The organism is Alicycliphilus denitrificans (genome assembly GCF_044792555.1).
GTDB classification, from domain to species: Bacteria; Pseudomonadota; Gammaproteobacteria; order Burkholderiales; family Burkholderiaceae_C; genus Alicycliphilus; species Alicycliphilus denitrificans_A.
In genome coordinates this window covers 4,096,035-4,109,748 of the sequence record NZ_CP126238.1, presented here as the reverse complement: position 1 = coordinate 4,109,748, position 13,714 = coordinate 4,096,035, and the positions used below count along the sequence as shown (strand labels likewise).

At 70.5% G+C, this 13,714-nt stretch carries 15 protein-coding genes; 6 read left to right on the top strand and 9 right to left on the bottom strand.

Annotation, left to right across the window (positions count from 1 at the left end; translation table 11 throughout):
• Positions 1-47: 47 nt before the first annotated feature.
• On the top strand, positions 48-500 hold the full coding sequence (locus tag P7644_RS19515) for a hemerythrin domain-containing protein (protein ID WP_404300903.1): 453 nt from the start codon (positions 48-50) through the stop codon (positions 498-500).
• A gap of 12 nt (positions 501-512) precedes the next feature.
• Here P7644_RS19515 and P7644_RS19510 read toward each other — a convergent pair whose 3' ends face one another.
• The 6 genes from P7644_RS19510 to P7644_RS19485 all read right to left on the bottom strand — a co-directional run bounded on the left by P7644_RS19510 (position 513) and on the right by P7644_RS19485 (position 6,288).
• Positions 513-1,472 (bottom strand): FAD:protein FMN transferase, encoded by a 960-nt coding sequence (locus P7644_RS19510; protein WP_404300902.1) that lies wholly within the window; start codon positions 1,470-1,472, stop codon positions 513-515.
• Positions 1,453-3,639 (bottom strand): PepSY domain-containing protein, encoded by a 2,187-nt coding sequence (locus P7644_RS19505; RefSeq protein ID WP_404300901.1) that lies wholly within the window; start codon positions 3,637-3,639, stop codon positions 1,453-1,455. Before P7644_RS19505 ends, P7644_RS19510 begins: the two co-directional genes overlap by 20 nt.
• The gene (locus P7644_RS19500; RefSeq protein ID WP_404300900.1) at positions 3,639-4,115 is read right to left on the bottom strand and encodes a DUF2271 domain-containing protein; all 477 of its coding nucleotides are present in this window, start codon (positions 4,113-4,115) and stop codon (positions 3,639-3,641) included. The genes P7644_RS19505 and P7644_RS19500 overlap by 1 nt, the downstream gene beginning before the upstream one ends.
• 93 nt (positions 4,116-4,208) lie before the next feature.
• Positions 4,209-4,517, bottom strand: coding sequence for a PepSY domain-containing protein (locus P7644_RS19495; RefSeq protein ID WP_404300899.1), 309 nt, complete (start codon positions 4,515-4,517; stop codon positions 4,209-4,211).
• A gap of 52 nt (positions 4,518-4,569) precedes the next feature.
• Positions 4,570-5,892 (bottom strand): ferric reductase-like transmembrane domain-containing protein, encoded by a 1,323-nt coding sequence (locus tag P7644_RS19490; protein ID WP_404300898.1) that lies wholly within the window; start codon positions 5,890-5,892, stop codon positions 4,570-4,572.
• Between the two features lie 87 nt (positions 5,893-5,979).
• The gene (locus P7644_RS19485; protein WP_404300897.1) at positions 5,980-6,288 is read right to left on the bottom strand and encodes a PepSY domain-containing protein; all 309 of its coding nucleotides are present in this window, start codon (positions 6,286-6,288) and stop codon (positions 5,980-5,982) included.
• Positions 6,289-6,419: 131 nt separating this feature from the next.
• Between P7644_RS19485 and P7644_RS19480 the strand changes: the two genes are divergently transcribed.
• From P7644_RS19480 to P7644_RS19465, 4 genes are all read left to right on the top strand, one after another.
• On the top strand, positions 6,420-6,725 hold the full coding sequence (locus tag P7644_RS19480; RefSeq protein ID WP_404300896.1) for a PepSY domain-containing protein: 306 nt from the start codon (positions 6,420-6,422) through the stop codon (positions 6,723-6,725).
• On the top strand, positions 6,725-7,396 hold the full coding sequence (locus tag P7644_RS19475; protein ID WP_404300895.1) for a response regulator transcription factor: 672 nt from the start codon (positions 6,725-6,727) through the stop codon (positions 7,394-7,396). The genes P7644_RS19480 and P7644_RS19475 overlap by 1 nt, the downstream gene beginning before the upstream one ends.
• The gene (locus P7644_RS19470) at positions 7,393-8,760 is read left to right on the top strand and encodes a sensor histidine kinase (RefSeq protein ID WP_404300894.1); all 1,368 of its coding nucleotides are present in this window, start codon (positions 7,393-7,395) and stop codon (positions 8,758-8,760) included. The genes P7644_RS19475 and P7644_RS19470 overlap by 4 nt, the downstream gene beginning before the upstream one ends.
• Before the next feature lie 64 nt (positions 8,761-8,824).
• Positions 8,825-9,244, top strand: a complete 420-nt coding sequence (locus P7644_RS19465) for a DUF3717 domain-containing protein (protein ID WP_404300893.1) — start codon at positions 8,825-8,827, stop codon at positions 9,242-9,244.
• A 27-nt stretch (positions 9,245-9,271) separates the two neighbouring features.
• On the opposite strand, the gene P7644_RS19460 is transcribed toward P7644_RS19465, so the two are convergent.
• Together P7644_RS19460 and purB are read right to left on the bottom strand one after the other, a co-directional pair.
• On the bottom strand, positions 9,272-9,832 hold the full coding sequence (locus P7644_RS19460) for a YaeQ family protein (protein ID WP_404300892.1): 561 nt from the start codon (positions 9,830-9,832) through the stop codon (positions 9,272-9,274).
• Positions 9,833-9,902: 70 nt separating this feature from the next.
• Entirely contained in the window at positions 9,903-11,282 is a 1,380-nt protein-coding gene (gene purB / locus P7644_RS19455) for an adenylosuccinate lyase (RefSeq protein ID WP_404300891.1), read from the bottom strand.
• Positions 11,283-11,395: 113 nt separating this feature from the next.
• Between purB and P7644_RS19450 the strand changes: the two genes are divergently transcribed.
• Positions 11,396-12,010 carry a glutathione S-transferase N-terminal domain-containing protein gene (locus tag P7644_RS19450; RefSeq protein WP_404300890.1) on the top strand — a complete coding sequence of 205 codons (615 nt, stop codon included), beginning with the start codon at positions 11,396-11,398 and terminating at the stop codon, positions 12,008-12,010.
• Positions 12,011-12,497: 487 nt separating this feature from the next.
• Here the strand turns inward: P7644_RS19450 and P7644_RS19445 are convergent, their stop codons facing one another.
• The gene (locus P7644_RS19445; protein WP_404300889.1) at positions 12,498-13,709 is read right to left on the bottom strand and encodes an HD-GYP domain-containing protein; all 1,212 of its coding nucleotides are present in this window, start codon (positions 13,707-13,709) and stop codon (positions 12,498-12,500) included.
• Between the last annotated feature and the right edge of the window lie 5 nt (positions 13,710-13,714).

Here is a 13,714-nt window from a genome sequence, read left to right as displayed (position 1 = left end):
GGACAGTGTATAAGTGCCGTCCGCCCTTGATGCAAACACCTTGCCCGATGACCACGACCGCCCCCCCCGCTTATTTCGAACGCCAGCACGAACGGCTGGACGCACAGCTGCAGGCCCATTTGCTGGACGTGGCGGGCGCGGATTTTGGCAGCGCCCTGGAGCGCCTGGAGCACTGGCGGCGCGACCTGGACCGGCACACGGAGATAGAAAACACCCTCCTGCTGCCCCATGTGCCGCCAGGCGCGCGCTGGGCCGCGCGCGTCTACCTGCTGGAGCATGAGCGCATCGGCCTGCTGGCCGATGAATACGAGCAGCGCGTGCGCGCCGTCGTCGCCCAGCCCCCGCAGGGCGAGCTGGCGCGGCGCCGCGCGGTGCTGCTGCTGCTGGACGCGGCCCACGCCCTGCGCCATGTGCTGGAGCACCACAACGAACGCGAGCACCAGGCCCTGGCCCATGAGCTGCCGCTGGAGCTGCAAAAAACCGCCTGGGCTGGCGAATAACGCGGGCCGCGCCTACGCCGCGCCTGCGGCCCCGAAGCGCCCCAACCCCAGCTGCACCAGTTGCCCGCTGCGGCGCAGCAGCCACAGCGCCTCCAGCCCCAGGCGCTGCGCCAGCGCCAGGCCCGCGCCGGGACCGGCCACCAGCAGCGCCGTGGCCCAGGCGTCGGCGCTCATGCAGTCGCGGGCCAGCACGGTGACGGACGCCACCTCGCCGCGCACGGGCGCCGCGCGGCGTGCGTCCATGGTGTGCGATAGGCGCTGGCCGGCGATGTCGAAGAAGCGCCGGTAGTCGCCCGAGGTGGCGACCGCCAGGTCCCGCAGCTCGATCACGCCCTGTGCGGCGCGGCGCCCGGCCTGGGGGCTTTCCAGGGCCACGGCCCAGGCTGGCCCGCCGGCCTGGCCGCCCAGGGCGCGCAGCTCGCCATCGAGCGCCGCCAGTGCATGGGCCACGCCATGGCCCTGCAGCACGGCCGCCATGCGATCGACCGCGTAGCCCTTGGCGATGCCGCACAGGTCCAGCTGCATGGCCGCATGCTTGCGCGCACGGCGCGTGGCCGGGTCCAGCTCCAGCAGTTCGTGCGTGGGGCGCGATGCGGGCCTGGCCGCGGCGCGGATCGCCGCGGCGTCGGGCGCGTCGCGCACCGGGCCAAAGCCCCAGGCATCGACGAGCGCGCCCACGGCCGGGTCGAAGGCGCCATCGCTCAGGCGGTTGACCTCCAGGGCGGCCGCCAGCACTTCCAAAATAGGAGCTTGAAGCGTAATCCAGCAGCCGGTTTCGGCCTTATTCAGCTGATTGATGGCGCTGCCCGGTTGCCAGGGCGACATGAGGGCGTCCACCTGCTGCACGGCGGCGGCCAGTGCCTGCCGCAGCGCCTGCACGTCCAGGCCCGGCGCCGCGTCCATGGTGACCGACCAGCGCGTGCCCATGGTGGGGCCATGCAGTGTCAGGCGCTCAAAACAGGTCTTCGGCATAGCGCCCACGCTCCTTGAGTTGCGCCAGGCTCAGGCCCAGCGGGGCGAGCAGGGTTTCCAGCACCTGGGCCACGCCGTGCGCCATGGCGCGGCTGCCGCAGACGCGCACATGGGCGCCGCCGGCCAGCAGCGCGCCCACCTGGGCGGCGTTGCGCTGCAGCGCGTCCTGCACATGACCGCCGCCCCCGGGTGCGCGCGAGAACGCGGTGTGCAGGCTGTGCAGCCGGCCGTCGGCCTGCCAGTCCTGCAGCTCCTGGCCGAAGAAGAAGTCACGCTCCGGCGCGCGCGCGCCGTAGAACAAATGCATGGGCCGGCGCCGCGCGTTGCCGCGTATGAAGCCCGCCAGCGGCGCCACGCCCGTGCCCGCGCCGATCAGCAGCAGGGGCGCCTTGCCGCCCGCCAGCGCAAAGCCCGGGTTGGGGCGGACGAAGGCCTGCACGCTGTCGCCCGGCTGCAGGCCGTGCAGGAAGGTCGAGCACAGGCCGCCCGCCCTGCGGCGCACGCAGAGTTCGGCAAACCCGTCGGCCGTGCCCGAGGCCAGCGAGTAGTAGCGCGGCACGGCCGTGCCCGGCGCCACGATGGCCAGCAGGTCGCCGGCGACGAAGCGCGGCAGGCGCCGGCCCGCCTGGGGCAGGCTCAGGCGCAGGATGACGGCGGGGTCGCCCGCACCACCGGCGAAGTCCTGGCGCGAGCGCAGCGTGAGCTCGCTCATGGGCGGCAGGCGCGGGCGGTAGTCCAGCACCAGGGTGTGCCCCAGCACCTGGGCCAGCGCCTCGCCCCAGCGCGCAAACTCCTGCGGCGACTGCTGGTGGATGCGCTCCAGTGGCAGCAGCTCTGGCCAGCCGCGCTCACGCAGGGCCTGTGCCAGCGCCTCGGCAAACGCGCAATAGGCCGGGAACTGCCGGTCGCCAAAGCCCAGCACCGCCACCGGGGCGGCGCCGGCCGGGGTGCGCGCGATGCGCTCCAGCGCCCTGGCGGCATGGGCCGGCGCCTGGCCATCGCCATAGGTGGCGGCCAGCACCAAGACCTGGCGCACGCCGGGCGGGGCGCAGAAATGCTCCAGGCCGGTGCTGTGCACGCGCCGGCCGGCCCGCACCAGCGCCGCGTGCAGGGCCTGGGCAAAGCCCCAGGTGCTGCCGCCCTCGCTGGCGACGAAGAGCAGCGTGTCCGCCTGGGCCAGCGGGCTGTTGTCGGCGATGCGCGGCGCCAGGCGCCGCGCCTGCCACCACAGCAGCACGCCCGTGGTCCAGAACAGCACGATGGACAGGCCCGTCGCGCCCAGCAGCAGCGCCCAGGCCCAGGCGCCGTCGCCCGTGTGCAGCAGCAGCGCCCAGTCCTGCACGCGCTGCGCGGGCGTGGCGTCCTGCCAGGCCAGGGTCTGGCCGTTGTAGCGCTCCACCCAGCCCTGGCCCGCGCCGGTGCTGACCTGCCAGCTGTCCTGCGGGTCGTCCGCGGCGGGCAGGTTGAGCTTGCGCAGCTCCTGCACGCGCAGGCGCTGCAGCAGCGGCAGCTGGCCGGGCGCCAGGTCGGGCCGGCCGTTGGGGACGGAGTGGACATCCGGCTCCGGCCAGGCATCGAGCGGCACCAGGCCGAAGGTGGTGGCGCTGAGCCACAGCGCGGTGATGGCAGACAGCGCCAGCACCAGCAGCAGCACGCGCCCGGTCAGCACATGCAGGCGCTGCGCCAGCGTGCCGCGCACGGCGCCGGCCAGCTGCCGCCAGCCGCCCATGCGCCGCAGCAGCAGCGTCAGGCCCGTGACCGACAAGCCCAGCATGGCCAGCGCCAGCACGGCCGAGCCGATGCGCCCGGCATCGCCCGCGAGCCAGGAGCGGTGCAGGTTCTTCAGCCAGCGCGGCAGCATGGAGGGCTGGTAGGCGCCCAGCCGTGCGCCCGTGGCCGGGTCTATGCGCCAGGCCTGGGGCTGGTCGCCGTCAAAGGCAAAGGCCACGACCATGCCCGAGGGCAGGCGGCGGATTTCCTCCAGACCCGGCACCTGGGCCTGCACGCGCTGCGCCAGCGTGGCCACGGACAGGCCGGGCGCGGCCGGTGCCGCCAGCCAGGCATTGCGCAGCGGGTCCAGCGACAGCGCCGCGCCCGTGATACCCAGCACCAGCGCCAGCGTGCCCGCCACCAGGCCCAGCCAGCGGTGCAGCCACTTCCAGGCCATTACCGCAACTGGTAGCTGAACGACTGGATGTACTGCCTGCCCGCCTGCGCCTTGCCGGCGTTGGCGGCGGACAGCGGCACGCGCACTTCAGCGGGGCTGTCGCGCATGTCTTCGGCGGCGGCGTCGATGCGGATCTCGTAGCCGGCGTCGATCAGCGCGTCGGCCAGCTCGGCCGTCACCGTCAGGCTGCGGCCGGCGCCCACGCTGGCGCCGGTCACGCCAGCGAGGCGCCTGGCGTCGCCGGCCGAGAGGCGGTTCCAGTCCGCCAGGTGCTTGTAGTACTTGGCCTTGCCGCCGGCCACCCACAGCGTGCGCGCGTAGGCGCCCTTGGCATCCACCAGGTAGAGCGCCAGGTAGGCGCCGTTGCCGCCGTAGTTCTTGAGCTGGGTGGACAGGGTGAGCTGGCGTGCCTGCGCCAGCGCGGGCAGCGCCAGAGCGCAGGCGGCGGCAACGGTGGTCAGCAGGGGTTTTGACATGGTTGTACTCCTGTTTTAATAGCTTTAAGCGCTTTATGGGTAATGGTTTAAGCCGATTTTTTTACTATTCCGCTCGCCGGCAGGGGCGCGTGGCTATGGCTGGTGTTCGCGCAGGCGCTTGCGTTCGTGCTGGCCCTGGTGCTTGAGCTTGACGATGGCCAGGGTCTGCGGGTCGATCTTGGCCTTGAAGCTGCGGCCCTCGGCGTCGCTGCCGCGGATCTCGTAGCAGCCATCGTCGATCTTCAGGCGCTGCACCTGCCAGCCCTGCGCAGCGGCCATGCGCAGCACGGCGTCGCGCGGCTGCCAGCGGTCCACGGGCGCGTCGCAGTCGTCGCCGGCCAGGGCCGGCAGCGCGCTGGTGCCCAGGGTCAGGGCGAGCAGGCAGGGGGCGATGGTTTTCATGGCTAAGTCCCTTCGTTTCAACGCCTCGGCAGCATACGCCGCAGCATGCCAGTTAACGCATGGCAAACGATTCGCGGTGCAGGCGCCAGGCACGCGCGCCGCCGGCGTGCGCGGCGAGCTGCTCGCCCAGGCCCTGCGGTCCGCAGAACCAGATGTCGAGCGGCCCGGCCTCGGCCTCCAGGGCCTGGGGCGTGAGGCGCTGGCCCTGGGCGTCGTCGTGCACGCTGAGCCGCACGGGCGGTTCGGCCTGTGCGCACAGCCGGTGCAGGCGCGCCAGCAGCGGGTCGCGCGCCGCATCGCGGGTGCAGTAGTGCATGTGCACCGGCTGCAGGGGCGTGCGTGTGGGGGCCGCCCCCGGCTGGCGCGCCTCCAGCAGTGCCAGGAAGGGCGTCACGCCCACGCCGCCCGCCACCCACACCTGCTGGCGCCGCCGCTGGCCGCGGCCGTGAAAGCGCCCGTAGGGGCCTTCGATGTCCACGCGCTGGCCCACGCGCAGGCGCCGGCCCAGGCTGCTTGTGTAGTCGCCCAGCGGCTTGATGACCAGGCGCAGCAGCGGTTCGCCCTGGTCGCTTTGCCCCAGGCTGCCGGGGGCGCTGGCGATGGTGAAGGGGTGCTGGCCCTCGGCGCGGTCAAAGCGCACGAAGGCGAACTGCCCGGCGCGATGGCCCGGCCAGCTGGCGGGCAGGGCGCAGACCACCTCAATGGGGGCCTGCGCGCCGCCGTCGCCCAGCACGCGCACGGCATGGATGCGCCCCTGGTGGCTGCGCGAGCGGCCAATCCAGCCCGCCAGCGACCAGACCGCCGCCAGGCTGCCCAGCGCCAGCAGCGTGCCCATGAGCAGGCCCAGCGGCAGCGCCCAGAAGGCCAGCGGCATCAGGGCCAGCGTGTGCAGCACCAGCGCCAGGAACAGGACCGGCATGGCGCGGTGCAGCAGGCGCCAGGGGCGGTAGGACAAGAGCCGCGTCAGCAGCGTGATGGCCACCATGGCCAGCAGCAGGTAGAAGGCCCATTCGCCCAGGTCCTTGGCAAAGCCGCGCGTGTCGGTGAACCAGGGCAGCACGGCGTCATGCTCGGGCCTGCCGGCGCGCCCCCACAGGGCCTTGATCCAGCCGCTCGACTCCTTGGCGCCCCAATGCGCGATGGCCGTGAGCGCCGCGCCAATGCCGGCCCACTTGTGCAGGCGGTAGACCCGGTCCATGCCGCCCAGCGGGCGCTCCAGCCAGGGCAGGCGCAGCGCCAGCAGCATGGCCAGGGCCATCATGCCGATGCTCCACAGCCCCGTGAGGTACAGCAGGTGCTGGCGCAGCTGCCACCAGCCCGTGGCCGCGCCACGCGCATCCACCAGCGGCTGCACGCCGAGGTTGGCCGGCGCCACGGCCAGCCAGGCCGATGATCAGCAACCAGGCGCCCAGGACGGCTTTGATGCGCATGACGTTCTCCTTGTCGTGAATGGGGCGGTGTTTCAGCGGCCGGTGCGGGTGTGCTCCACCGCGCCGGTGCTGGCGTTCACGTACAGCTTCACGCGCTGGCCCTGGGCGTTGCTGGCCTTGACCTCATAGCGGCCATCGTCCCATTCGATCTCGCGCATGTCGCGGTAGCCCGCGGCCTCCAGGCGGTCGTAGATGTCGCGTAGGTTCAGCTGCGGCGCAGCCGGTGTGCTGGCGGCTGCCGGGGCCTGCGCCGCCGTGGGGGTCTGCGCCTGGGCCAGGCCCAGCGCCAGGGCGGCAGCGGCGGCCGCGGGGAGGATGAAGCGGGTGGTGATCTTGCGCATGGGGATGACTCCTTGGTTCTCAGCCCGGCACCATGCCTGGCTTGAGGGGAATTCTGAGAAACCCACCCTGAACCCTTGCTGAAGGAGACGTTCATCTGCGGTTCATCGCGCCATGCGTATAAAGCCGCCCTATGCACAGCATCTTTCGCATCATCGTCCTGCTTGCCTGGGCCCTGGGTGCCGCCAGCGCCCAGGCCGCCGGCGACCACGAACTGGCGCGCCAGGCGCTGCAGCAGGGCCAGGTGCTGCCGCTGCGCCAGGTGCTGGACAAGATCGAGCGCGAACACCAGGGCCAGGTGCTGAAAATCGAGTTCGAGGAAGATGATGGCCGCTACATCTACGAGATCCGCCTGCTGCAAAAGGACGGCCGCATGGCCAAGCTCAAGGTCGATGCCGTCGATGGCCGCGTGCTGAAGATCAAACGCAAGGGGGACTGATGCGGATTCTGGTCGTGGAGGACGAGCCCACGCTGCGCGTCCAGCTGGTGCAGGCCATCGCCGCCGCGGGCCACACGCTGGAGGCGGCCGCGGACGGCGGCGAGGCGCATTATCTGGGCGATGTGGAGGACTTCGACGCCGTGGTGCTGGACTTAGGGCTCCCCCAGCTCGACGGCCTGTCGGTGCTGCGCCGCTGGCGCGCGGCCGGGCGCAACATGCCGGTGCTGATCCTCACCGCGCGCGGCAGCTGGCAGGAAAAGGTGGCCGGCATGGACGCCGGCGCCGACGACTACCTGGCCAAGCCCTTTCACATGGAGGAGCTGCTGGCGCGCCTGCGCGCCCTGCTGCGCCGCCGGGGCGAGCATGCCAGCGCCGAGTGGCGCTGCGGCAGCATCTGGCTCGATACGCGCGCCGCGCGCGTGTCGGTGGCCGGCCAGCCGCTGGATCTGACCAGCCATGAATTCAAGCTGCTGTCGCTCTTGATGCAGCGCAAGGGCGAGGTGCTGTCGCGCACCGAACTCTCCGAGCACCTCTACCCCCAGGACAGCGACCGCGACTCCAACACCATCGAGGTCTTCGTCGGCCGCCTGCGCAAGAAGCTGCCGGCCGGCAGCATAGAGACCGTGCGCGGCCTGGGCTACCGGCTGGTCGATACCGGCGCCAGCGCATGAAGGGGGGCTCGCTGCGCCTGCGCCTGCTGGCCGGCACGCTGGCGTGGATGCTGGCCGCCATCGCCCTGGCGGGCTGGGGGCTGCGCACGCTGTTCCAGGAGCACATCACCCGGCAGTTTGAGGAGCAGCTGGTGCTGCAGCTCGACCACCTGAGCGGCGCCGTGGACTGGCAGCCGGGCCGGGGCATCAGCGTTGCCCACCCGGCCGCGGACGGGCGCATGGAGCAGCCCCTGTCGGGCCTGTACTGGCAAATTGACCAGCTGAGCGCCCGGCCGGGCGAGCCGCCCCGGGCGGCAGTGGCGCGCTCGCGCTCGCTGTGGGACCAGCAGCTCACGCTGCCCGCCGCGCCCGGCACCGTCCAGGGCCACAGCACGCTGCAGCTGCACGACGCCCAGGGCCACGCCCTGCTGGCCGTGGCACGCACCCTGCGGCTGCCCGAGGACGAGGCCCCGCCGCTGCGCCTGGTGGTGGCCGGCGACCAGCAGCTGCTGGCCGAGCCGCTCAAAAGCTTCACGCACATGCTGCTCATGGCCCTGGGCATGCTGGCGCTGGGCCTGGCTGCGGCCGTGGCGCTGCAGCTGCAGCTGGCGCTGCGGCCCTTGAAGCTGCTGCACCAGCGGCTGAGCCAGGTGCGCAGCGGCGCCGCGGCGCAGCTGGGCGGCCGCTTCCCGCAGGAGCTCGAACCCCTGGTGGCCGAGTTCAACCATGTGCTGGCCGAGAACGCCGACATGGTGCAGCGCGCGCGCACCCAGGCCGGCAACCTGGCGCACGCGGTGCACACGCCGCTGACCATCCTGGCCAACGCCGCCGCGCAGGAGGGCACGCCCCTGGCGCGGCTGGTGCAAGAGCAGGTGGTGCTGGCCCGCCGACAGGTGGACTGGCACCTGGCGCGCGCGCGCGCCGCCGCCGCCGTGCGCGCCACCGGGCTGCGCACCCCGGTACTGCAACCCCTGCGGGCGCTGCTGCGCACCATGACGCGGCTGCACGACGCGCGCGACCTGTCCTTTGAAATCGCGCCGCAGGCGCAGGACCTGGCATTCCGCGGCGAGCCGCAAGACTTGTACGAACTGCTGGGCAACCTCATCGACAACGCCGGCAAATGGGCCCGCACGCGCGTTGTGGTCGATGTGCAGCGCGCCGCTGGCGAGCTGTGCATCACCGTGGACGACGATGGTCCCGGCATTCCCGAGGAGCAGCGCCAGCGCATGTTCGAGCGCGGCGTGCAGCTCGACGAGCGCCGCCCCGGCTCCGGCCTGGGCCTGGACATCGTGCGTGCGCTGGCCGACAGCTATGGCGGCAGCGTGCAGGCATTGCCGTCCCCGCTGGGCGGCGCGCGCCTGCGGCTGTGCCTGCCGGCGGCCTGAGAGCCTGGCAGCCGCACTATCATGGCCGCCTCTTTGCTCCCCCATCCTTGCCCGCGCCCCGCGCATGAGTGCCATTCACATCACCGACATCGAGGCCGCCATCAACCATTGGCGCGCCCGCGCGCCCTCGCCCGACGGCGTGGCGCTGGCGCCCGAGCTTGGCGCCTTGGCCCAGGTCTATGGCCGCATGGTGTTCGCGCGCGCCGAGGCGATAGACCCCGAGCGCCTGCCGCCCCCGGCCCTGGCTGCGTGGCTGGCCTGGTACCAGACTCAGCCGGACACGCCCTGCATCGCCATCTGCTCCACCAGCCAGGGCGATGACTGGTGCAAGGGCTGCGGGCGCAGCTTTGCCGAGGTGCAGCACTGGCTGTCCATGAGTCCGGCCGCCAAGCGCGCCGTGTGGCGGCGCATCACGCGCGAGGGGCGCGCCCTGCGCTTCACGCGCTATGCCGAACGCGGGGCCGGGCAGGGCGCCGCTGGCTGATGCCGCGCTGAAAGCGCCGTGATAGGGCTATTTCCAGCGCAGCGGCTCCACATGCACGCTGCCCAGATTGCTGCTGAGGGTCAGCGCGCCCTCTTGCACCGTGGCCTGCAGCTGCATGCTGCGCTCGGCCAGGCCGGCCAGCTGCTGCGCGGCCTCGGCGGGCACGCGCCACACCTGCAGCCTGTCCAGGCGCGTGAGCTTGTTCTCTATGCCCTTCCACCACACTTCGGCCGCGTGATGGAAGGCATAGACCACCACCGCGTCCGCCTTGCTGCAGGCCTTGGCCAGTGGCTTGTCCTCGGGCTGGCCGACCTCGATCCACAGGCGCTTGCGGCCCGTGAAGTCGGTCAGCGATGCGTCCGGGTCGTCGGGGTCGGACAGGCCGGCGCCAAAGGCCAGGGTGCCGTCGCCGCGGCAGGTGTCCTGCAGCTCGTGCGCCTGCAGCGCCAGCGCCACCAGGCGCACCATCATGCGCTCGTCGGTCTCGCTCGGGTGGCGCGCCAGGGTCAGCTGGTGGTCGGCGTAGTAGCCGTGGTCTATGTCGGCGATGGACAGATTGGCCTTGAAGATAGTGGACTTGAGGGCCATGGTATTGCTTTGAAAATGAGAGCTGCCCGCGCTTGCCTGACAAACGCGGGCAGCCAAAAAGACTGAATGTTTATACGCGGCGTGCGAGCTCGGCTGCCTTGCCGGTGTAGCTCGCCGGCGTCATCGCCAGCAGGCGCTCCTTGTCGGCCTGGGGGATTTCCAGGCTGTGGATCAACTGGTGCAGCGCCTCGGCGCTGACGGTCTTGCCGCGCGTGACTTCCTTGAGCTTCTCGTAGGCGCCGGCCACGCCGTAGCGGCGCATCACGGTCTGGATGGGCTCGGCCAGCACTTCCCAGCTGGCATCGAGGTCGGCGGCCAGGGCCTCCTCGTTCAGCTCGAGCTTGCCCAGGCCCGTCATCAGCGAGCTGTAGGCCAGCACCGTGTAGCCCATGGCCACGCCGATGTTGCGCAGCACCGTGCTGTCGGTCAGGTCGCGCTGCCAGCGCGAGATGGGCAGCTTTTCCGCCAGATGCCGCAGCAGGGCGTTGGCCAGGCCCAGGTTGCCCTCGGCGTTCTCGAAGTCGATGGGGTTGACCTTGTGCGGCATGGTGGAGGAGCCGATCTCGCCCGCCTTGAGCCTTTGCTTGAAGTAGCCCAGGCTCACATAGCCCCAGATGTCGCGCGACAGGTCCACCAGGATGGTGTTGGCGCGTGCGATGGCGTCGAACAGCTCGGCCATGTAGTCGTGCGGCTCGATCTGGATGCTGTAGGGCTGGAACGCGAGGCCCAGGCCCTGCGGCTCGTGCGTTTCCACGACGCGCCGGGAGAAGGCCTCCCAGTCGAAGTCGGGCCAGGCCGCCAGGTGGGCGTTGTAATTGCCCACGGCACCGTTCATCTTGGCCAGGATCTTCACGGCCGCGATGCGCTCCACCGCGCCCTGCAGGCGCATGACCACGTTGGCCAGCTCCTTGCCCACCGTGGTGGGGCTGGCGGTCTGGCCATGGGTGCGGCTGAGCATGGGCACGGCGGCATAGGTGCGGGCCATCTCGCGCAGCTTCAGCAGGATGCGGTCCAGGCCAGGCAGGATGACCTGGTCGCGGCCGGCGCGGATCTGCAGCGCATGGCTGGTGTTGTTGATGTCCTCGCTGGTGCAGGCGAAGTGCACGAACTCGGCGGCCTTCTCCAGCTCGGGGCGGGCCTCGAACTTGGACTTGATCCAGTACTCCACGGCCTTCACGTCGTGGTTGGTGGTCTTCTCGATGTGCTTGATGGCGGTGCAGTCGGCCTCGCTGAAATTCGTCACCAGGCCCTGCAGATAGGCGCGTGCGCCGGCCGACAAGGGCTTGAATTCGGCAAAGCCTGCGTCCGACAGGGCAATGAACCAGGCCACCTCCACCTGCACGCGGCGGTGCATGTAGCCATGCTCGCTCATGATGGGGCGCAGGGCGGAGAGTTTGGCGGCGTAGCGGCCGTCGAGCGGCGAAAGGGCGGTAATGGTGGACAGGCTCATGGGGCGCAATTGTAGGTGGGCGGCCCCTGCCCGTGCCGCCCTGGGGCCACACTAGAATCAGCCGCCACCCCCTCCCGAAGGCGCGCGCGGCGCACAGACAAGCAAAGGCCACCATGAAGCTGATCGGATCCACCACAAGCCCCTATGTGCGCAAGGTGCGCGTGGTGATGGCGGAAAAAAAGCTGGACTACCGTTTCCAGGAGGACAACGTGTGGTCCGAAGACACGGCCATCCACGGCGCCAACCCGCTGGGCAAGGTGCCCTGCCTGATCATGGAGGGGGGCGAGGCGGTGTTCGATTCGCGCGTCATCGTGGAATACCTGGACACCCTGTCCCCCGTGGGCAAGCTGATTCCCGCCTCGGGGCGCGAGCGCGCCGAGGTCAAGACCTGGGAGGCATTGGCCGATGGCGTGCTCGATGCCGGCGTGCTGGCGCGGCTGGAGGCCACCTGGGCCGGCCGCCAGGACGGCGAGCGCTGCCAGGCCTGGATAGACCGCCAGCTGGGCAAGGTGCGCACGGGCCTCTCGGCCATGAGCCAGGGCCTGGGTGACAAGCCCTACTGCAGTGGCATCCACCTGAGCCTGTCGGACATTGCCGTGGGCTGCGCACTGGGCTGGCTGGAGTTCCGCTTCCCGCAGATCGCCTGGCGCGCCGACCACCCCAATCTGGGCCGGCTGATGGACAAGCTGATGCAACGCCAGAGCTTCAGCGACACCCAGCCGCGCTGAAAGCCGGCGTCAAGCGCAAAAAAGCGCGCCTTCCTTAGGGAAGTGCGCGCTTTTTGCTGCGGAATAAAAAATGTTGCGAAGCGCCCCGAAACGAATGAAGAGAGGGAGGGAGGAGAAGCGCCCCAGGGTTGCAGCCAGACAGTGCCTGGAAGGCCTCGCAACAATACAAACCAAACGGTTGGCGGCCCGGCATCAAGCTTCACGACCGCACATGGACTTCAGAGTGGGGGCATGCGATAAAAGTTCCAGCCCCTCACCAAAAAAATCTACCGGGCCATGCCTCACAAGACAAGAACCGCATGGATCGTATGTTCCGCAGAAGATGGCGGTCGTGGTGTTACGAGATAATTTTTGTGCAAGGCCTTTGTGTGCCGGCATTGTGCCCGGCAGCGGCATATTCCGCTGGTGCGCGCCGCATGTGGTGTTTTTCCGCTGACTCAATCCGAAGCAAGGCTTGCGACTTGTTGCCTTTCAGGCGCTCGGTTTTTCAGGCAAGCGCCAGCAGGCGCGCTAATTGCAGCTGCACCCGTACCTCGCGCCGGGCCATGGGGCCGGCGATTTTCCAATCCGGCTGGGCGGTGTCGCGCGGTATCGGCTCGCCGGTCGGCATGCCATTGCGATTCAGCACCACGGCGACACGCGGGGTCGTGGCGCTCGCGCCGCGCCGCAGCACAATGGCCACCTCCTGGCTGGCCAGCCGCACGAAGGTGCCCGGTGGATAAATGCCCAGCGTCTTGATCAGCGCCGCGCCGGCTTCATCGGCCTGGCGCTCCTCGTCGTAATAGCTCGCCTGCATGGCCGCCGTCACCGTCATGGGGTGGCGCGTGGCGCGTGGCGCCAGGCGTGCGCCAAACACATCGGCACGCTGGATGAGCCGGGCCATCTGCTGGCCTTCGCTGCGCGAGGCCAGAGCGCCCGGTGCGCGGTCGTGGTGCAGGCGCACCGCCTCCAGCCAGGCGGGGGCCGTGACGCCCAGCGCACGCAATTGCGCCTCCGAGCGCTCGGCGTGGCCCTGGATGGCGTGCACTTGTTGCGAGGTCAGAGGTTCGGACTGCACGGCGAGCTGGTCTTGCAGCGCGGTCATGGAAATATTCATGGACAGCGCCGCCAGCCCCAGGCTTTCCACGCGCGCGTGGGGCCAGCGCAGCGTATCCTGGGCCACCAACATGCACACGCAGGCGACCAGCATGGCATGGGTGGCGCTGTACATCCGCGTCTCTTGCGCCGACAGGTAGATCAAGGCCAGGAGCGTCGCGTCTGGGGCCTGCTGGCAGCTGCGCGCCAGGTCGGCCTGCAGCAGGCATAGCCGTTGCGCGAAGCCGGTGGGGGGGGGTGAGCGCAGCAACTGCGTGGCGCGCAACTGCAACTCGGACCAGTCGGGCGGCCCGGCCGGCGCGGCGCCCGGTGTGCCTTGGCTGGCCTGCGCCCCCGCGGAGATTTTCACGGCGGCGATTTGCCCCAGGGAGGTCTGCGACAGCAGCATCTGCTGCAACTGGGCCAGGTAGGAGCGGTAGGCGTCCTCCGACTCCTCCGTGTCCACGCACACCTGGAAGGCGCGCGCCGCCAGCGAGGTGAGTTCCTCGCGCTGTTGAATCACATAGCCCTTCTGGGCCAGCAACACGCCATCGGCACCGCGCAGCGTGAACGGCAGCGGTTGGCCAAGCAGGATTGAATCAATGTTCAGCGCAACGAGGTTCATATCCC